The following is an 18,203-nucleotide window of genomic DNA, read 5'->3' on the forward strand; positions in this document are numbered from 1 at the left end:
AACCTATAAAACCTCTAAAGAGAGTATAGTTTGATCATCGTCTTGAACATCGTTATTGGTTTGAATAAAAGCTAATAAATTATCAAGATTAAGGGGTTGAGATTGCTTTTTTATAAGTTGCCATAGACCTTCTTGGTTAAGCATAGAACGATGAGTTGTTCTCGAACTGTCTAAGGTTTCCCAGACAGTTGCTTCCGTAATACCATCACTAGCCAGAAGTAATGTATCTCCAGAAGAAAGCATCAAACAGCCGGATTCAGCCTGCCATTTAGGTAGTATTCCCAAAGGAATACTGCGAACTTTCAGATAATGAGGGGAATCATTCAAAGTCGCGTGCTTTGACCAGACAAAAGGATAAATATGCCCAGAATTAGCATAGACTAGTTCTTTTGTAGTTGGGTGATAACGAGCTAAAACCATTGTGATAAAATAATTGCTGCTCATTAAGTCGTCTCTCAGGGCAGAATTCAGGTTCTGCATGATGACATTTGGCTCTACTGGAACTTCTTGACAGAGTTCCCTCCGCAGCAGTGAAATCGTACTAGCCATAAATAAAGCCGCCGGTACACCTTTACCAGAAACATCACCAACGGCTAACCACAAATCACCATTAGGATGAACAAACACTTCAAAAAAGTCACCTCCTACCTCTCGTGCTGGATAGCAACAAGCTTGGACTTTTACACCTGCCATTTCTGGTAAAGTTTGCCGCAATAGGTTATGTTGAATTTGGCGGGCTACTTCCAACTCTAAGTTAATTTGTCGTTGTTTTTCTTGCAAACTCTGATAGAGTTTTGCTTGGGAAAGGGCTAAGGCTGCTTGTTCCGCTACACCTGTAATCAGTTGAATATCTTCTTGATCCCAAATGTGATCACTTCCCAATTTACAAATAGCAATAATAGCTAGTAAATCCTGTTGATAAATGAGGGGAAAAATTAGATATTGATAAGGGATGTCTTTGTAGATATCGTCTTTTATTTCATAATGGTGAGTTTGGAAAACTTTGGCAATTAAATTACTGATATCTGGAAGTAAATCATAGATTTTAGATTGAGAATTTTGATAGCAAAATTGCCTTTCGGTTAGTAAATCATCTTCGACTGGTTTGACTAAACAATAATGAGCCGCGAATTTTTCTCCAATTGTAGTAACGATTTTTTGCAGCATATTTTCATAGTCTAAAGATTCTCTAATTGCTGTTGTTACAGCATTAAATAAAGATTCCCGTCGCAAGGCACGAGATAATTCTGCTAATCGTTTTTTAACTAAGCGATAGGTATCACTAGCTTGATTGACTAATGTTTGGAGTTCGCGGGGATTCCAAGGTTTTGTAATGTATTTAAATACTCGACCTGAGTTAATTGCATCTACTAAATCTTCTACATCTGTAAAACCTGTGAGCAAAATCCGAATTGTATCGGGAAACCGCTCCACTGTCAGACTTAATAGTTCGCTACCGTTCATTTCAGACATTCTTTGGTCGGAGATAATTACAGCCATTTCACCTTCTTTTTCTAAGATAGCTAAGGCTTCAGTGGCACTATTAGCTTTATAAACTTTAAAATCTTTCCAAAATGTGCGATAGAGGACATCTAAGTTATCTAGCTCGTCATCTACGACCATTAGCTTGAGCTTATCTAACTTTTTTCCAGCCATAAGGTGTCCTTAATTTTAATAACTAAGTAAGTAGGTGAACACAATAAAACCAAACTGTGTAAAGAAACGTAAAATCGCCCAAACCCTCTTGCCTCTTGCCTTGCCATAACGACAATTTTCAACGCCAACCTACTTAGGTGGACGTGAAATAACCAAAAGTGTGTACCGATATGTAAATTTACCTCAATGCGTTATTGTCGTTGAGTTTTAGCCATTTCAAAAAACGAAATATATTTTGATTTTCCTCCTTCCACCTACTTAACTAAGCCAGAACGCATAGCAATTACTACTGCTTGGGTACGGTCATTGGCACCTAGTTTGTTCATAATATTACAAACGTGGGTTTTTACAGTTCCACTTGCAATATAAAGTCTCTCGGCGATATCATTATTACTACAACCTTTGGTAATTAATTCTATCACTTCTAATTCTCTGTCTGAGAGAATACCGACTTTAATAAGTTGTTTATGATCATGGGATTTGAGAGAATCTTGTTTTTGCTTGGCCTTTTCTACAAGAATCCGGGCAATCACTGGATCAATCCAAGGATTTCCCTCAGCAGTTACCCGGATAGCATTCAGTAAGTCTTCAAGCTTAAGATCTTTTATACAGTAAGAGTCTGCACCGGCACTAAAGGCTGAAAGTACGGATTCTTCATGATAAGATGATGTTAAGATTAATACTTTTGTATTTAATAACTGTTGATGATTCCCTTTAATTTTCCTGGTTAATTCAATTCCATCTTGATCTGGTAAACCTATATCCACAATCGCCACATCTGGCTGTAGCTTTTTTAACATTATAAACCCATGACGAGCATTGTTAGCTTGTCCAACTAGTTCAATTTCGTCTGTTCGTTGTAATGCTGTGCAAATACCGAGGCGAGTGAGTTCATGATCTTCAATGATGACAGTGCGGATTTTACTCATTTTTCGTCACATATTTTGGTTTTTGCCGTCCACCCCTAGCCCTCCTCGTTCTTCGAGGGGGAATAAGAAGTTTTTGCATATATTCTGGTGTACACAGTTCATGATGGCTACTTAGATATTAAATAATATAACCCACATTCCGCATATTAACGCTGGGCTACTCGCAATAACAAAAACAAACCTGTGGCTAATCCAAATAGATTAGGCAACCAAGCACCAATTAAGGGTGAAAGAATACCAGCTTGTGCTAATGCTCCAGAGACGGATAGTAGCAAATAGTAACTAAAAATTACAATCACGCTAATACCAAAACTTGTGCCACGTCCAGTGCGCTGAGGGATACTACCCATAACTGAACCAACTAAGCCAAAAATAACGCAAATAAAGGGAAAGGCGATTTTTTGCTGGATTCGCACTTGCAGTTTGCGAATTTTTTGATTGTTCCCACCTAAACGTTCTATTTCTAATTGTTCTAAGGCTTGGGAGATATTCATTTCCCCGTAGTCTCGGCTATTTTCGGCTAAGGTTAAAGGTGTGCGAGGAAGTTGTAATTGCTGATGTTCAAATCGTAAAATATTCCGATATGAGCGATCTGTCGCTACTAAATAGATAGTCCCATTGTAAAAATCCCAAACTTGTTTTTGAGTGTTCCATTTAGCTGATTCGGAAACAACGATTTGATCAACTCCGCCTCGGGAACGATCTATAATTGTTAAACCGTTCATTTGCTTACCATCAAATTGGTCAGCATAAAATAAGCGAGAAAGGATCTTTTTTCGAGTACCATCTGCTTCTTTAAATTCTCGATATTCAGGATAGTAAATATTTTGTTGTTTAAAGGAAGGTTGGTCTGATTTGAGAGCTTGTGCTAGGGTGATAGTGGCTTTGTAATTTGCGGCGGGGGCAATTTGCTCATTAAATAAATAAGTGATGATAGTGACGGCAAAACTTAACACCACAGCCGTTAAAACCATGCGATAAACACTAACACCACACCCCCGCAAAGCGATTAATTCACTTTCGCTAGAAAGGCGACTATAGGTCATTAAAGTAGCTAACAAAGTGGACATGGGGAAAGAGTACACCATGACATAAGGTAGCTTTAAGAGGAAAATCTCTAGGGCGATATTGAGAGGTAGCCCGGATTCTACAACCTTTCGCAGTAATTCAAATAAACTATCAATTGCTAAAACTACAGAAGTAAATGCACCAACACCAAATAAAAATGGTGAAATTAATTGCATCGCTAAATAGCGATCCATGATAGAAAATGAAAATATTGAAATTAAATTGGAGAAGGGTTTAATCTGTTTAGATATCATGATTATGTTTCGTGAAATCTCTCTTAGAGATCCCGCAGGGTAGATGCAAAGGAACAAAGGCGCAAAGTTTAAACTGCAAAATTATCACCTAAATAATATTGTCGCACCAAGGGGTTATTATACAGTTCTTCAGAGTTGCCAAAAGCAAGAATTTGTCCTTCACGCATAATATAACCACGATCTGTTATGGCTAGGGTTTCGCGGACATTATGATCTGTGATTAAAATTCCCATACCGCGATCGCGCAATTGACTGACAATCTCCTGAATCTCAGATACAGCAATGGGATCAACTCCCGCAAAAGGTTCATCTAAAAACAGGAATTTGGGTCCTTCTTTCCCTGCTGCTAAAGCCCTCGCTAATTCTGTGCGTCGTCGTTCACCACCAGAAAGTTGAATCCCTTTACTATTAGCTACCTTTTCTAAGTGAAATTCTTGTAATAAGGTATGTAGTCTGTGTCTCCATTCTCTCCTGGGAACTTGAGTTTGTTCAAATACTAGGAGAATATTTTCTTTCACTGACAACTGACGAAATACACTTGCTTCTTGAGCTAAATAGCCAATACCTAATCTAGCCCTTGCGTGCATGGGGAAATTAGTAATATCTAAATTGTCTAACCACACTTTGCCATGATTCGGTTTTTCTAAACCTGTGGCAATATAAAATGTTGTCGTTTTCCCCGCACCATTAGGACCAAGCAAACCGACAACTTCCCCCTGGCTAACAGAAAGGCTAACACGATTTACAATTAATCGTTTACCGTAGGATTTGTGAATATTCTCTAAAACAATTTTCACTATGGGATTTTGTCTAGGTGTAGATGCTAATTAGAACGCTTTAAGGCTGGAGTTTTTGGGGCTGGTTTCGTAGTTTGTCTACTAGGATTAGAATCTTCTATCATATATATAGATTCTACCTGACGGTTAGATTGGGGTAAGGCGATGAATCTGCCTTCGTCAATTAAATAGGTGACTTTTTCGGCACGAATGCTATTGCTACCCTGTTGTAAAATGTAAACATTACCACTGAAGTCAATCCGTTTTTCTTTACTAAAGTATTGAGCTTGAGCAGATGTGGCTTGAATTTGCCGAGCCGGGTAGACCATTTGCACATTGCCACGAGCAGTAATTACTTGAGTTTTCGCGTCATATTCTTGGGTATCAGAGCGAATAGTCAGGGGACGATTTCCCCCAGATTGGGCTGTAGCTGGTAGCAATTGGCTGGGCAATCCTGCAACACCTACAAGGGAAATTGGCAGTGCCAGGGCTAATCCTAAGCGGCGTATCCGTGATTTTAGTAATTGATAAGGAGGTATCATAGAAGCTAGGGAATAGGGAACGGGGAATAGGAAAATAAAATATCAGTCCTATAGCCAAAACGGACGGTTTTTTTTAACTTTAGTTTCGCGTTGAAAATCTTTGATCACAACTGGCAAAATTTGTTAATTGTTACCGAATCTGATACACCAACAAAAGATTCATAAAATCCATCAGAAAAATCATCAAAATCCCACAAATCATAGTTTAGACAGGGAAATAATAGGTAAAAGCCTAACTTGATTTTGAGCCAATTCTCTATTTGCCATTGGTTGTAGACTTTCTTGTTGTAGTGTTTTTAACAAATCCACACTTTCAGTTAGTAATTCTTCCACATTAATACCGCCGTAGCTAGGTAGATAACGCCGAAGACGATTACTACCTTCGCCTAAAAGAATCATTGCCCCCCGTTGGTTATGATTACCCAGATGATATAGTCCTACAGCAATTTGGAGAATACCTTGATAAAAAGTTTTATCTGGTTCGATACTATCGATCCAGAGTGCTTCAAGAATGTCATGGCAAGCGTAGAACTGTCCAGCATTGAACTGTTCTACACCTTGCCAAAACTCTTCAGGCATGATTTCGCTCATCCCATGCTATCCCGAACTTCTTTAATACAATCGAGAGAAATTTCCTGTTTGTCCCCAGAAAATTCATTTTCAGGTGTGAGGAATAGCATACAGTGACATTCTTTGCGTTCGCGCATGGGTACGCAGGGACAGTTCCAAAAAGCGGCGTTAACTTCGGCTTCTTTATCTTCGTAGTGACGACAAGGACATAAGGGCGCACCGAGTTCGTCTTTATGCTTGGCTAGTCCTTCGATGACAACTGCGGTAACGGAAGGTTCAGAACAGAAGAATGTTCCCGTCCGTTTGGCGTATTGTTCGGAAAAATGCCGCATTGCTTCTAGGCTTTTATCGCTGGATTTTGAATTCACTTCTGATGTGACCATTGGTTGTGCTGTTTATAAATTTCCATGTTTCTTTGCATTGTACATCAGGCTCAGTGTGAGAAATCGTTTCAAAATAAGTTTCAAAATAAACTGAGGGCTTTTTGTAGTTGGGGTTGTAGTTCTTGTTCGTTTTGGACGATGATGCCAGGATATTCCCGATTAATGAGGTTTGGTGTGGCTGAATCTGGATTTTGCCACAGTAGCCAACGACTACCCGAAGGTAAGGAAGATGTGGTGAAAGAGTTTTGGGTTAGCCAAATGAGGGGGCGGTGATCTGGTGGTAAGCTGTTTTTTTCGGTGGGGTTGGTGGCTGCTAAGGTTTCGAGAACGGAGATATTACCTGTAGTTAAACCAGTGGCTGATGTCCATAGTTGCACTTGCAGTTTCTGCTTTTGGGCATAAAAATACAGGGAAGCAGCAGCAATCACGGCTTGTTCAAATAATTCTTGTTGCCATATAAAGGAACTATCTATGGCAATGATAATTTCTTGTCCCCCGGTAATTACTTCTAATTCTCGGACTCGTAATTCTCCATAGCGAGCGCTCGTCCGCCAATGAATCAACCGAGTAGGATCACCGATGCGATAGGGACGTAGCGATCGCACTAATCCCGTTGTTGCCATCTGTAAAGGTTTACCACGCGGATCTCCCCTTTGGCTATCATCTTGTCCGATTTCATCAATTAAGGGGCAGGTAGTCAAGGGTAAAACGGTGGGATAAACAGTCGCCCTAGCTTCACACTGACGAGGACGACGACAGGAAAATAAACCCCAGGGCGCACCTGTGACTAATTCTACTGTGTGCCAGCGGTAAATACCACGCTGTTGGGTAGGGTGATAATAGATGCACTGATAACTCTCTTGTGGTGGAATAGCTTCAATATTTTGCTGGACTGGTTGACCAAGAATAAATGGGAGAATGTCTCTAATTTGTAATAGACTAGAAAATCGTTTTTTCTGATTTTGAATTTCTATTTCAATTTTCAGTGCATCACCGGCGGTTACTGGTGCAATAGGACGACGCTTCACAATTATACCTGTGAGCGATCGCGGTGCAACAAAAGCCGACACCCCCAAAAGCGCAAAACTAACCCCACTAATCACATACAGCCAGCCAGCCATAGTATTAATCCCTGCACCCAAATAACACACAGAGATTCCCGCCAACACCCAACCGCCATAAGCAGGTGCAGCAGCCCAGGTTTCCAACCAATTGTTGATTTTTTTAGTAATTTTCATCTTTCTTGTTTAACTTAATTTGGGGGAACAGGGAACAGGCAAGAGGGAATAGGGAATAGGCAAGAGGCAAGAGGCAAGAGGCAAGGGGCAAGAGGGAATAAATTTAATAATGATTGAGAATTACATCTAAAAAGCCCCTGTCATTAATTGCCACGGACAACTGACCACGGACAACTGACCACTGACAACCAACAACTGACAATATGGTTTATCCCGTTATTTGGCACAATAATTCAGTCTCACTGATTGATCAAACTCGCTTACCTAATGAATATACAGTGGTGGAGATTCACCGCAGTGAAGATATGGCACAAGCCATTACAACCATGATTGTGAGGGGTGCGCCGGCGATTGGGGTGGCTGCGGCTTATGGAATGTATTTGGGGGCAAGGGAAATTGAAACCAGCCATCGCCAAGAGTTTTTAGCTAAACTGGAAACAGTAGCTAATTTGTTGCGTTCTACCCGTCCCACCGCGGTAAATTTGTTTTGGGCAATTGGCAGAATGATGCAAACGGCTTATGAAACCATGGGAACAGTCGCCGAAATTAAACAAGCCCTTTTAGAAACTGCCCAAAAGATCAATGCCGAAGATTTGCAAACCTGTCAAGCGATCGGTGATCATGGTTTGGCGGCATTACCGCAAACCCCAGAAAAACTAATTATACTCACTCACTGCAACGCTGGGGCTTTAGCTACCGCTGGTTATGGTACAGCATTAGGTGTAGTCCGTTCTGCGTGGAAAGAAGGACGTTTAGCCAGAGTATATGCAGACGAAACTCGTCCCCGGTTACAAGGTGCAAAACTCACCACTTGGGAATGTGTCCAAGAAGGGATTCCGGTGACAGTAATTACCGATAATATGGCTGCCCACTGCATGAAACAAGGTTTAATTGATGCTGTAGTTGTGGGTGCTGATAGAATAGCTGCTAATGGCGATGCTGCTAATAAAATCGGAACTTATAGTTTAGCTATTGTGGCAAAAGCTCATAATATTCCTTTCTTTGTAGCTGCACCTTTATCTACAGTAGATTTTGAGTTAATTGATGGTAGTCAAATCCCTATTGAAGAACGTCACCCAGCAGAAATTTATCAAATTGGTGAAACTATCCTTACTCCTCCAGGTGTGGAATTTTATAACCCGGCTTTTGATGTCACACCTGCGGATTTAATTACCGCCATTATTACGGAAAATGGGGCTTTTCTGCCAGGGGATTTATTAAAGGCTCAGAAGATGCTTTAATTTTGACGGTGACGAGGGTTTAGCAATGCTAAACCCCTTGTTTGTCTACTGTCAGCCCGTTTTTGAGGCGAATACAGAGGCTTATCCTGGTTTTGGAGATTTTGGGGTCATCTAGAACAAATAAACTGCCCATATCGTTACGCAGGGGCTTGATAAAGCGATCGCTCCTTACTGTGGTGTTGCTAATTTATCATTGATCATGGCTACTCTTACCAAAAGCGATCACATGAACTTTTACAAAATGATTTTGTTTTATCTCGTGTAGAGGCGCAGAAAGGACAAAAAATATAAATTTTACGGTTTATTGTTCATGAAATGCTAAATTAATGTCATGAATTTTCAATCTATTTTTCACGCTCTGAAACTATTTTCTATAATATAGATGTACTAAAATAATGTTTTTCAAGGGTAACTATGACTATCCAGTTTCCGTTTCACCTAGAAAAAGCTATAGAAGCAGCAGCTATACTTTTAAAGCTGCATGGTAAGCCTATGAAGTATTTAGCTTTATTAAAAATGCTCTATATAGCTGACCGTATTGCATTACAACGCATTGAGCAGCCAATTACAGGTGATCATTATGTGTCAATGAAATATGGTCCCGTCCTTAGTGGTGTTTATGATCTAATTAAGGGTCAACCTGTTGATGATGCTTTACCTCTCTGGTCTGAGTATATTTCTCCTGGTTATACACATTTTGTTGAGTTGATAAAAGACCCAAGAAATGATCAACTATGTGAAGAAGAGGAGGAGATTCTTCAAGAAGTGTATAAAAACTTTGGACATCTTAACCCTTTTCATGTTGCTGAATGGACTCATGATTTACCAGAATGGAAAGGTTCTCATCATTATTCTATTCCCATTTCAGTAGAAGAAATCCTGAGACAAGTTGGTAAAAGTGAGGAAGAAATAGGAAAAATTTCTCAAAATTTACAAAGTGCAAAGGGAGACGAAGAAAATTCTCAATTCACTTTTTATGAAAATATTCATGAATTCAAACAACAGTTTATTAGTCGTCGTGACTTAATGAAGTTACCACTAGAAGAAAGACGAAAAGTTTTAGCGGCACAATCTGATTTAATGTTACAACATTACCAACAAGATCAAGAATGGAAAGAATTACAAACAGGAGATTTCATTGATTACTAATTCTTCTAGTCCTAAACGGGGTGATATCTGGATGACTGATCTGAATCCAACAGTGGGAGCAGAAATTTACAAAAAAAGACCTACTTTAATTATCAGTTCTGATAGTGTTGGTAAGTTACCGATTAAATTAGTTGTACCAATTACAGATTGGAAGGACGAGTTTGCTGGAAATATTTGGCACGTTAAGATTGAAGCCAATAGCCAGAATGGTTTGTCAAAAGATTCGGCTGTAGATACTTTACAATTGCGCGGCGTAGATAAACAAAGATTAATGTATAAAATGGGAGAATGTTCGAGTGAAATAATGGAAGAAATTGCTGCGGCTATTGCGGCTGTAGTTGAATATGATAAATAGAAAGTTGATGAGGCTAGTCTGTTATTTCTAGCAATATAAAACAGCACTGAAAACTTTCTTGAGAATCATTTGAATTAAGCATATTAAGTTTAATTAGAAATTTTATTGAGTCTATCATAGACTTCTTTTACAAACCAATACACTACTTCTTTTATTTTAGTATAATCCTTAGAATTGTATAATTTTTTAGCAGAATCTTTCAATGTATGTATTTGTAAAGGGAGATTTGAACTACCATGAGCATCTAAATTTCTTAAATTATGAATATTTTTAATTAAGTAGAATTTTTCCCTAAGATGTAAACTATTCATAAAATTTGGTTTCAAAATTTCAAAAAATATCTCTACAGAGGTGTTAAAATTACGCCTACGAATTTCTTCGATATATTCCCAAGATATATATTTATCATCTATAGGTTTAAAATGTTTTGATTCTATATTACTATTATTTAGGTTTAGGCAAATTTCTGTAATTTCCCATCCCTTGTTACTATAAAAAGTTTTTACTCGCTGATAAGCTTCTAAAAAGGTTTTATTATTTTCACCAAGAAATTTATATTCTACGTCAAAAATAACTTCTATGGCAGATTCTAAAGTTTTATTAGCAGAGAAACAAAACTTTTCAATATTTTCTTTATGTCTGCACTCTGCCATATCCTTATTATGTTTTTCTAAATCTTCTAAAAATGATGGATATTTATCAGGATCAATATATGAATAATTAATATAATATTCACGTGGTATTTCTTTTTTAGGTTCTTCTAAACTGTCTTGATGATTGTTTTCTAAATTAGTCTCAAGTATTTTATTACTTAAAGATGGTTGACTGGATAAATTAGTAATTTGCTTAGATATTTGCTCAAAATTAATACATAAATTTTCAGTTAATGAATTAAACTGTTGACTAATATCGTTAGATAATTTATCAATACTGATTTTTAGTTCTTGAACTTCTTGTTTTAAATCTTGTTCCATATCACATTTAGTCATTTTTAGTCATTGTATATTTCAAATTTTAATTAAACTGATTTAATTAATTGCTGATAAATATTAAAATATTTTTGATATACAGGGTCATTTTTACCCTTAACCATACCAATAAACTCTATCTTTCCTCGAATAACTTTCTTAAATTTTAGTTGGTCTTTTTTGCCCTCAACTATACCTAAAAATTCTATTTTTTCTCGAATAACTGGCTTAAACTCTAGTTTTTCATTGTTTACTAATCTACTTTTAGATTCATATTTTATTGAATACTCTTTTGCAGCAGCTTCGAGTCCAAACTTAGACCAAGCGTGAAGCATAGCACGAATCTGACGAACATAGTTACGGTCAACATTAGGAAAAACATTAGTTGTTAAACCCGTAACTTCTTGATGATTTCCCCTCGTTTGTAATCTAATTTTCTTATCATTCAATTCAAATCCATTGTCTTTAATAATCTTTAATAGAGTATTGCCAATAGTTAATTTTTCTTGATCTTCTTGATTAACTATATATGCCAAATCTTTAGGAAATTTAGGCAAGCTTGTTGAAAAAGTAATATCATCTGCATATCTTGTATAAGTAGCTTTACACTCTTTAGCTAACCTTTGCAATTGACCATCCATCTTGGCACAAATCATATTAGTAATAATTGGCGAAGTTGGTGCGCCTTGAGGTAGGAGATTATTATAACAACAAATTTGTGCTAGAACTGTTGCCACATCTGGATGTAAACCATAAGGGGTAGCCATGAACATACCCCTGACTCGACCAAAATTAACCGAAGGGAAAAAATCTTTTAAATCAATATTGAGAACATAGCGTTTTTTTACATGATTTTGAGCATTAGTTACAACATTTTTACTGCTTACGAAACCATGTACTGATGGCTTTGTTTGGTATACAGCTTGTAAAACTTGATTAAGTTTCCTTTGAATAATTTTAAGTGCTGTTATTGGGGTTGATATTTGACGAGTACCACCAGATTTTTTAGGAATATCAAATGTTTTATAACGCTTTTCAGACTGAACAAGATATATATGATAAATCAGTTCAGAATAAGAAATTCCTAAAAGATCCGCTATATCCGTTGGTTTTTTGAGAGAGTAAAATTTCTCTCTTAAAGCTTCGGGAGCTTCTGTTAAAAATAGCTTGGAGTTTTTTTGCACTTTGTCTTGAATAGATAGTTAAAAAAATATCACTTGCAGGTGTATTCTCCCTTAATCGTATAAGAAAAAAGAATCAAACACTAGGTTAAAGCTAACCGTTCAATACACCGTCGCAGGATCAACAACGGAAATCAATACTTATTCCTGCAAGTGATTTATATAACTAGCATTTTAAACTGCCTTGAATGGGCGATTTAAAACAGCCTAAGTTTATTATACAGGTAAACAGAGGTTATTTAGCTTAAATTACATAATTATTGTGTTTTTTCTAAAATTATTATATGATCTGTCGTTACCAAAGAAAGAGCGTTTCAAACGCAGCACCAGAGGAAATTAAATTTTAATCCAACACTCCTTGACACAAAATACCTAAAATCTTATTTAACTCCTTAATATAATAATTATTCAAATCAATAAATATATCAGTCCCTTCCAACTTCAAGAACTTCCATATATCTCCTGTTGTCACAGCCCCATAAATAGTTTTAATTTCATTACCTTCCTGTTCATTAAACAATTGTGCTGCTAACATTGCTGCTGCACATTGACCCAAACCACCTTTAATATTTTCATTTTTAGCTTCTACAATAATTAGTACAGGAGCATTAATTGTTAACTGTTCCCTAGAACGACTGATAACAAAATCACAATAACCATTTAAACCTCTCTCAACATCAACATTAAAATCCGTACCAGAAAATAAACTAATTTGATAATTAGCTTTACGTCTAACTTCTAATAAAATTGGCGTAATAATCATTTCTGAGCGTGCTTTCTCCGTATTTATTGCTAACGCGAGTTCCCTAGTTTCTTCTAAAGTGCTGGTTAACTTTTCACTGATTTCTATAGGTTCTACAGCAGCAAATAAATCAGCTTCTTCATCAATTGTAATGTTAAAATTTTTCTTAAACTTAGTTAAGCTAAAATCACTATAAGCCATTGCTCTTACCTTATTATTTTCAACAGGTTATCTAAAATTTAATATCTCTTCATACTAAACACGGGTGAGATTTAAACTTTTGCCAAATGACAAATAACCCAGATGTGTAGGGGTAAAGCAAGAGCTTCATAGGTGTCAACTTAGGCTACAGATGGCTTATTTGTTGGCTTCCACACCCACCCAGAAATGATAGCGCAGCGTGGCGTAAGCCATATTTCTGGGCTAATAAGTAAAATTTACTTTAGTAAACTGGGGATTTTTAGTCATCTTCAGATGACTTTTGCTATTAGACTGGGAATTCATTCCCAGGCGGGCTATGGGTTTTACGTTAAGTTGACACCTATGAAGCTCTTGCTTTACCCCTACGTTTAGAATCAAACAATCAAGCCGTTTTGAGTATAATTATAGCAGTATACTTTTCAGGAATAGCTGTATCTTGACCCTTAGTCTCAATATCTCTGACCCAGCTTTGACTCATACCTACAGCATTAGCAAAGATGTGAGAGGTTGTTAAGTTGGGTTTCACTTCGTTCTACCCAACCTACGAAAATGGGTTAATTAATACACATCTCCGAGAATTAAATGTGCGTCGTTTAAAACCCTTGTAGAGACGTTCCATGGAACGTCTCTACAGTCTTTACCGGAGAAGTCTAATGGGGAATTTAGCTAATAATTCCTCACGGGACAACTGAGATAAGTTGAGTAATAAATCAGTTCTTTCTGTGAGAGAAAGTTCCATAATAGGAGTAACAATAGCAGATAATTCCTCATCTAAATTACCAAACCGTGCTGTTAGTAAACTTCCTACTATTAACCGCAGTCCTTCTTGTAGTCCTTCTTGTCTACCCGTTTGTAGTCCCGTTTGTATTCCTTCTTCTCGCCATTCCTCGCGTTGTTTGAGATATGCTGGTGATAAAGTCATAATCAACTCCCTATCTTCATCGTTGATATTAGTGTTAATCTCTATATTTTTACGCCAAGATGCTAAAATTTCCAGTAGATAATTACGCTGGTTTTCTGTGGAAACTGTGATTAGTTCTTGTACTGCTTGTTTTTGGGTTTCCCCATTACCTAACACCCTTAACCATAGTGTATCCTGATTTTTGGGTAATTGGTTAATTGCTACAATTGCGGTTTTCTGCGATTCTCCTAGAAAATAAACTCCTGTTTCCCAATCATCTTTGAGTGTAGCTCTAAATCCATCTAATTTATTTTTTGAGCAAGTTGGTGTTAAAATCCATAAAACAGGGAACTCGTTTTCCATGAGCCGACGATCTTCTCTTTTTGCTTGTCGAAACAATTCTTCATGAAGGCTGTATAATTTTGACATACAACTTCTAATTGTCATTTCATTGGGAGGATTACGAAAAGGTTCAAATAGACAGCTTGTAACTGCCATTTTTGCTAATAATCCTAAATCGGAAGTTACAGGTTTTGATTGATTGGGAACAAACCAAATATCTATTTCTCTAACTTCGCTTTTTACATCTTTACCAATATCTACTTGACCTAAAGGTTTTAATAATTCCTCTAGATATTCTTTCGCAAATTGGTCATGGGCTTCTCTCGTCATACAAAATCCATAATTAATAATAGTGTTTTCATGATGTCTGAATATACTTTAGTTCTAAGAATACCACAAGCAGGAAATAAAGAAATTAGCTATTCTATTAATTTGAGTTTACCTGTGGAAGCAGAACTTTATGAAGATGTTTTTAGTGTGGCTGTAGAAAAATATGGTTTAACAGAAGCAGATGCTGAAAGATTAGCATAACAAGCTCAAGGAATGCCTTTGCAAGCGGTAATTCAAACTGCTAAATTATCAACATCTCGGAATTTATGGACAGATCCAGAATCTGCGGGACAATTATTATTAGAAGCGAAAAAACTGGAACTTAGAAAAACTGGAGTTTTAGAATATTATGCCACCTCTGGTCAAGGTTTGAGGGATGTGGGAGGATTAACTAAAGTTAAAGAATGGATATGTAGCCGTGAGTGTTGGTTTGCTCAAGATGGACAACCAGAATTACGTCCTCGTGCTATTTTACTAGAAGGTTTCCCTGGTTGTGGAAAAACTTTTATTGCTGTCTATTTTTGTTTGTAATTTTGTCTAAATCTCCAAATCTTTAATTATCAATTTTTGATTCCTATCCATTGGGTAACAGGGGACATTGCTTTCCAACCCAGAAATTTACCAATCGGTTCTGCCCGTTGAATAGCAATGCGGGTAAAGTTTCCGCCCACTTTTTCATACCATTGATATAATCTTTGTTCACCTTCTAAAGTAACAACATTAACTACCATTCTGCCCCCAGGCACTAACACATTCCAGCAATTTTCTAATATTTCTGGTGCTGTGACACCACCACCGATAAAAATAGCGTTTGGTGTGGGTAAATTTGGGATAACTTCTAAAGCTTTACCTGCCATAATTTGTAAATTTGGCGTTCCCAAAGCAGTCGCATTATCAGCTATATAATTTAGTCTAGTGGAATTTTGTTCAATAGCGATCGCTCGACATCTTCTATCACTTCGCAGCCATTCTATAGAAATAGAACCACAACCAGCCCCCACATCCCACAGCAACTCGCCCGGTAAAGGTGCTAAACTTGATAATGTCACCGCCCGGACTTCCCTTTTCGTCAATTGTCCATCATGATGAAAAGCATCATCAGGTAAACCGGGAAATCTCGATAAACCAACTATTCCCCTATCAGCAACACATTCCACCGCAATAGTATTTAAAGAAGCGATATTTCCTTCTTGCCAATTAGCAGCGATATCTGTTATAATGTCCTCATTAACATTGCCCATTTTTTCTAAAACGGTAATTTGACTATTACCATAACCGCGACTTATCAAAATTTCCGCCACAATAGCTGGAGTATGTTTTCCCTCACTCAGAATTAATAATTTTGCACCGGGATAAATGTAAGATTGCAGTAAAGAAACCGGACGACCACATAAACTTAAAGTTTCCACCTCCGTTAATGACCATCCTAGTCGAGAACAAGCCAGACTAAAAGCCGAAGGTGCAGGAATAATTGTAATTTCAGAAATAGGAATATCTTTAAGAATAGTTGCACCCACACCATAACATAGAGGGTCGCCACTAGCTAAAATACAAACTGCTTCACCACGACGACTGATAATTTCAGTTATGGAAATTGGAAAAGGTGATTTCCAGGGAATTTTTTGGCTGTTGTCGTCAGCGGGTAACATGGAAAGATGACGTTCTCCACCAAAGATAATTTTAGCTTTGTCTAAGCAAGAAAGAGCTATGGGACTTAACCCTGCTACACCATCCTCACCGATACCGATAATTGATAACCATTTTTTCATCTAAACCTCCAGGAGACCCCCACCAAAACTGTACTCAGTTTGGTGATGGGAGGAATGGAGGGTTAACTGTGAAACGTCCCTTGAGTAATTTTGTGCGCCAGCACAAACAACGAAAGGGACACTTGAGGAATTAACAAATCTTTGATTTTCCATATTCGTAACTGTCTTTGTGAATTGATTTACTGGATTAATTAGGAAAGAGTGGTCTTTTTTCAGTGTCTAAAACAAATACTTTGGACATAATATTTTGCTCCGAAGAGCCTCCCATTTCTGGGGTCATGTTAGCTTTGACAATGTTAGAGGTCGGTAACTATCTTAAAAGCACTGGTTTAACCCTTAAGCCTGTTTAACTTTGAAGTTCTAGAGCAGGGAACTAGCTACGCATCCCCTGGTAGGTCTTTAACTCTTACCTCTAACGTAGTTCAGTTAAGAACTGAGTCTGGTCAACTAGGCTTTTACAAGCCCTCACTTACCCGAAGGAAAGTGATGGGTGGTTGACAATTCGTGAGGTTGTTTCTTTTGCTGGAATATCGCTTTTATTACCTTACCGTGAGGGGATGTGAAGTTGGTGCTTTGAGTTGGATAAGAGTTTTTTCTCGCAGAGACGCTAAGACGCAAACAGGAGGGCGGAAGGACTTTTGATGGCTAAGTAAGAGGGTGTTTGAAAAGTCATGATTGCTGTATCAAATATTTTACCCCTCCCTAACCCTCCCCTTATAAAGGGGAGGGAACTAGTAGTTCGTCAAATTTATTTTGACGGGTAATGATCGGAAAAAACTTCTGTTCTTCCCTCCCCTACCCCCCCTAACCTCCCCTACCCCCCTAACCTCCCCTACCCCCCTACATCCCCTACCCCCCTACATCCCCTACCCCCCTACATCCCCTACCCCCCTACATCCCCTACCCCCCCTACATCCGTCATTTTCGGGTTGACAGACTACTAGATTTTTATTGTTACCCCCCTTTACAAAGGGAAAGGGGGTAAAAGGTGTCAGGTATATTTCTAGTTCTTGAAAATCTAACACTTTCATATCTGGGAGCTTGAGAATTTGATCTACAGAAAATGGACAAGGTATTGAATAAATTACCTATTATTGCAAAGTTATTTTATTTTTGGTTACTACTCCGAATTATCCAATAACTAATGGATAGGGCAAGAATCGCAATCCCCAAACCAATAATTTCTATACCTTCAGTTACTTTTAAATCAAGAATAATAATTTTTCTAGCAATAGCAATTAAAGAAGTGACAATAACTAATTCAACTTGTAAAACGTGCTTTTTGAGGTAGCCAGTAATATTTTCTAGTATTTCTAAAGCAATTAAAACATTAAGAAATAAACCGAAAGTTTGAAACAATGTCTTGCTAAAACTACCTTCTTTTGGAGAAAGTATTTCCTGAAAAATAAATATTGCTAAATCACCAAGGGTGGCAAAAATTACTATTATCATAAAGAGAGATAGTAATTTGGCAACTATTACCTCGACAATTTCGATCAAGTACATGAAACTTTTGTCACTGGTAACTTCTAGAAACCTTTTAATTAATTTTCTCATTTGATGCCCCTTGATTAAAATTAAGTTGGAAATTATGAATATAAAACAAAA

Annotated in this window: 20 protein-coding genes; 5 read left to right on the forward strand and 15 right to left on the reverse strand. The window is 37.5% G+C overall.

The window, feature by feature from the left end:
* Positions 1 to 3: 3 nt before the first annotated feature.
* The 8 genes from NG743_RS02440 to NG743_RS02475 all read right to left on the reverse strand — a co-directional run bounded on the left by NG743_RS02440 (position 4) and on the right by NG743_RS02475 (position 7,416).
* Positions 4 to 1,656, reverse strand: a complete 1,653-nt coding sequence (locus NG743_RS02440) for a SpoIIE family protein phosphatase (protein ID WP_193962431.1) — start codon at positions 1,654 to 1,656, stop codon at positions 4 to 6.
* A gap of 254 nt (positions 1,657 to 1,910) precedes the next feature.
* A complete protein-coding gene (locus tag NG743_RS02445; RefSeq protein ID WP_027400687.1) occupies positions 1,911 to 2,585 on the reverse strand; it encodes a response regulator in 675 nt (224 codons plus the stop codon).
* 146 nt (positions 2,586 to 2,731) lie between these two features.
* Complete coding sequence (locus NG743_RS02450) at positions 2,732 to 3,847, reverse strand: LptF/LptG family permease (protein WP_035081143.1); 1,116 nt, start codon at positions 3,845 to 3,847, stop codon at positions 2,732 to 2,734.
* Positions 3,848 to 3,975: 128 nt separating this feature from the next.
* Entirely contained in the window at positions 3,976 to 4,704 is a 729-nt protein-coding gene (lptB, locus tag NG743_RS02455; RefSeq protein ID WP_027400685.1) for an LPS export ABC transporter ATP-binding protein, read from the reverse strand.
* Positions 4,705 to 4,730: 26 nt separating this feature from the next.
* On the reverse strand, positions 4,731 to 5,225 hold the full coding sequence (locus NG743_RS02460; RefSeq protein WP_027400684.1) for an LptA/OstA family protein: 495 nt from the start codon (positions 5,223 to 5,225) through the stop codon (positions 4,731 to 4,733).
* 198 nt (positions 5,226 to 5,423) lie between these two features.
* The gene (locus tag NG743_RS02465) at positions 5,424 to 5,816 is read right to left on the reverse strand and encodes a DUF309 domain-containing protein (RefSeq protein WP_027400683.1); all 393 of its coding nucleotides are present in this window, start codon (positions 5,814 to 5,816) and stop codon (positions 5,424 to 5,426) included.
* Entirely contained in the window at positions 5,813 to 6,178 is a 366-nt protein-coding gene (locus tag NG743_RS02470) for a ferredoxin thioredoxin reductase catalytic beta subunit (RefSeq protein WP_027400682.1), read from the reverse strand. Before NG743_RS02470 ends, NG743_RS02465 begins: the two co-directional genes overlap by 4 nt.
* 80 nt (positions 6,179 to 6,258) lie before the next feature.
* Positions 6,259 to 7,416 (reverse strand): DUF58 domain-containing protein, encoded by a 1,158-nt coding sequence (locus NG743_RS02475; protein WP_168636696.1) that lies wholly within the window; start codon positions 7,414 to 7,416, stop codon positions 6,259 to 6,261.
* Positions 7,417 to 7,619: 203 nt separating this feature from the next.
* Between NG743_RS02475 and mtnA the strand changes: the two genes are divergently transcribed.
* The 3 genes from mtnA to NG743_RS02490 all read left to right on the forward strand — a co-directional run bounded on the left by mtnA (position 7,620) and on the right by NG743_RS02490 (position 10,161).
* Positions 7,620 to 8,657 (forward strand): S-methyl-5-thioribose-1-phosphate isomerase, encoded by a 1,038-nt coding sequence (gene mtnA / locus NG743_RS02480; protein ID WP_027400680.1) that lies wholly within the window; start codon positions 7,620 to 7,622, stop codon positions 8,655 to 8,657.
* Positions 8,658 to 9,071: 414 nt separating this feature from the next.
* Entirely contained in the window at positions 9,072 to 9,806 is a 735-nt protein-coding gene (locus NG743_RS02485) for a Panacea domain-containing protein (protein ID WP_257121444.1), read from the forward strand.
* Positions 9,796 to 10,161, forward strand: a complete 366-nt coding sequence (locus NG743_RS02490) for a type II toxin-antitoxin system PemK/MazF family toxin (RefSeq protein WP_257121446.1) — start codon at positions 9,796 to 9,798, stop codon at positions 10,159 to 10,161. Before NG743_RS02485 ends, NG743_RS02490 begins: the two co-directional genes overlap by 11 nt.
* A gap of 89 nt (positions 10,162 to 10,250) precedes the next feature.
* On the opposite strand, the gene NG743_RS02495 is transcribed toward NG743_RS02490, so the two are convergent.
* From NG743_RS02495 to NG743_RS02515, 5 genes are all read right to left on the reverse strand, one after another.
* Positions 10,251 to 11,150: a hypothetical protein gene (locus NG743_RS02495; RefSeq protein WP_257121447.1), complete on the reverse strand. Its 900-nt coding sequence runs from the start codon at positions 11,148 to 11,150 to the stop codon at positions 10,251 to 10,253.
* A gap of 29 nt (positions 11,151 to 11,179) precedes the next feature.
* Complete coding sequence (locus NG743_RS02500) at positions 11,180 to 12,313, reverse strand: reverse transcriptase domain-containing protein (RefSeq protein WP_257121448.1); 1,134 nt, start codon at positions 12,311 to 12,313, stop codon at positions 11,180 to 11,182.
* Positions 12,314 to 12,653: 340 nt separating this feature from the next.
* The gene (locus tag NG743_RS02505; RefSeq protein ID WP_257121449.1) at positions 12,654 to 13,253 is read right to left on the reverse strand and encodes a hypothetical protein; all 600 of its coding nucleotides are present in this window, start codon (positions 13,251 to 13,253) and stop codon (positions 12,654 to 12,656) included.
* A gap of 382 nt (positions 13,254 to 13,635) precedes the next feature.
* Positions 13,636 to 13,779 carry a hypothetical protein gene (locus NG743_RS02510; protein ID WP_257121450.1) on the reverse strand — a complete coding sequence of 48 codons (144 nt, stop codon included), beginning with the start codon at positions 13,777 to 13,779 and terminating at the stop codon, positions 13,636 to 13,638.
* A 111-nt stretch (positions 13,780 to 13,890) separates the two neighbouring features.
* Positions 13,891 to 14,826 (reverse strand): RpnC/YadD family protein, encoded by a 936-nt coding sequence (locus tag NG743_RS02515; RefSeq protein ID WP_257121451.1) that lies wholly within the window; start codon positions 14,824 to 14,826, stop codon positions 13,891 to 13,893.
* A 30-nt stretch (positions 14,827 to 14,856) separates the two neighbouring features.
* On the opposite strand from NG743_RS02515, the gene NG743_RS02520 reads away from it, so the two are divergent.
* Both NG743_RS02520 and NG743_RS02525 read left to right on the forward strand, forming a co-directional pair.
* Positions 14,857 to 15,027, forward strand: coding sequence for a hypothetical protein (locus NG743_RS02520; RefSeq protein ID WP_257121452.1), 171 nt, complete (start codon positions 14,857 to 14,859; stop codon positions 15,025 to 15,027).
* A gap of 12 nt (positions 15,028 to 15,039) precedes the next feature.
* Positions 15,040 to 15,357 carry a hypothetical protein gene (locus NG743_RS02525; protein WP_257121453.1) on the forward strand — a complete coding sequence of 106 codons (318 nt, stop codon included), beginning with the start codon at positions 15,040 to 15,042 and terminating at the stop codon, positions 15,355 to 15,357.
* A gap of 29 nt (positions 15,358 to 15,386) precedes the next feature.
* On the opposite strand, the gene cbiE is transcribed toward NG743_RS02525, so the two are convergent.
* Positions 15,387 to 16,595, reverse strand: coding sequence for a precorrin-6y C5,15-methyltransferase (decarboxylating) subunit CbiE (gene cbiE, locus NG743_RS02530; RefSeq protein WP_257121455.1), 1,209 nt, complete (start codon positions 16,593 to 16,595; stop codon positions 15,387 to 15,389).
* Positions 16,596 to 17,702: 1,107 nt separating this feature from the next.
* Positions 17,703 to 18,152 carry a phosphate-starvation-inducible PsiE family protein gene (locus NG743_RS02535; RefSeq protein ID WP_027400669.1) on the reverse strand — a complete coding sequence of 150 codons (450 nt, stop codon included), beginning with the start codon at positions 18,150 to 18,152 and terminating at the stop codon, positions 17,703 to 17,705.
* Positions 18,153 to 18,203 lie beyond the last annotated feature (51 nt).

The organism is Dolichospermum heterosporum TAC447 (assembly GCF_024584745.1).
Classification (GTDB): Bacteria; Cyanobacteriota; Cyanobacteriia; order Cyanobacteriales; family Nostocaceae; genus Dolichospermum; species Dolichospermum heterosporum.

Excerpts from the sequence above, each read along its gene's own strand:
- NG743_RS02440 (WP_193962431.1), bottom strand. The coding sequence starts at position 1,656 with ATGGCTGGAAAAAAGTTAGATAAGCTCAAGCTAATGGTCGTAGATGAC.
- NG743_RS02445 (WP_027400687.1), bottom strand. The coding sequence starts at position 2,585 with ATGAGTAAAATCCGCACTGTCATCATTGAAGATCATGAACTCACTCGC.
- NG743_RS02450 (WP_035081143.1), bottom strand. The coding sequence starts at position 3,847 with ATGGATCGCTATTTAGCGATGCAATTAATTTCACCATTTTTATTTGGT.
- NG743_RS02460 (WP_027400684.1), bottom strand. The coding sequence starts at position 5,225 with ATGATACCTCCTTATCAATTACTAAAATCACGGATACGCCGCTTAGGA.
- NG743_RS02465 (WP_027400683.1), bottom strand. The coding sequence starts at position 5,816 with ATGAGCGAAATCATGCCTGAAGAGTTTTGGCAAGGTGTAGAACAGTTC.
- NG743_RS02470 (WP_027400682.1), bottom strand. The coding sequence starts at position 6,178 with ATGGTCACATCAGAAGTGAATTCAAAATCCAGCGATAAAAGCCTAGAA.
- NG743_RS02475 (WP_168636696.1), bottom strand. The coding sequence starts at position 7,416 with ATGAAAATTACTAAAAAAATCAACAATTGGTTGGAAACCTGGGCTGCT.
- mtnA (WP_027400680.1), top strand. The coding sequence starts at position 7,620 with ATGGTTTATCCCGTTATTTGGCACAATAATTCAGTCTCACTGATTGAT.
- NG743_RS02485 (WP_257121444.1), top strand. The coding sequence starts at position 9,072 with ATGACTATCCAGTTTCCGTTTCACCTAGAAAAAGCTATAGAAGCAGCA.
- NG743_RS02495 (WP_257121447.1), bottom strand. The coding sequence starts at position 11,150 with ATGACTAAATGTGATATGGAACAAGATTTAAAACAAGAAGTTCAAGAA.
- NG743_RS02505 (WP_257121449.1), bottom strand. The coding sequence starts at position 13,253 with ATGGCTTATAGTGATTTTAGCTTAACTAAGTTTAAGAAAAATTTTAAC.
- NG743_RS02515 (WP_257121451.1), bottom strand. The coding sequence starts at position 14,826 with ATGACGAGAGAAGCCCATGACCAATTTGCGAAAGAATATCTAGAGGAA.
- NG743_RS02520 (WP_257121452.1), top strand. The coding sequence starts at position 14,857 with ATGATGTCTGAATATACTTTAGTTCTAAGAATACCACAAGCAGGAAAT.
- NG743_RS02525 (WP_257121453.1), top strand. The coding sequence starts at position 15,040 with ATGCCTTTGCAAGCGGTAATTCAAACTGCTAAATTATCAACATCTCGG.
- cbiE (WP_257121455.1), bottom strand. The coding sequence starts at position 16,595 with ATGAAAAAATGGTTATCAATTATCGGTATCGGTGAGGATGGTGTAGCA.
- NG743_RS02535 (WP_027400669.1), bottom strand. The coding sequence starts at position 18,152 with ATGAGAAAATTAATTAAAAGGTTTCTAGAAGTTACCAGTGACAAAAGT.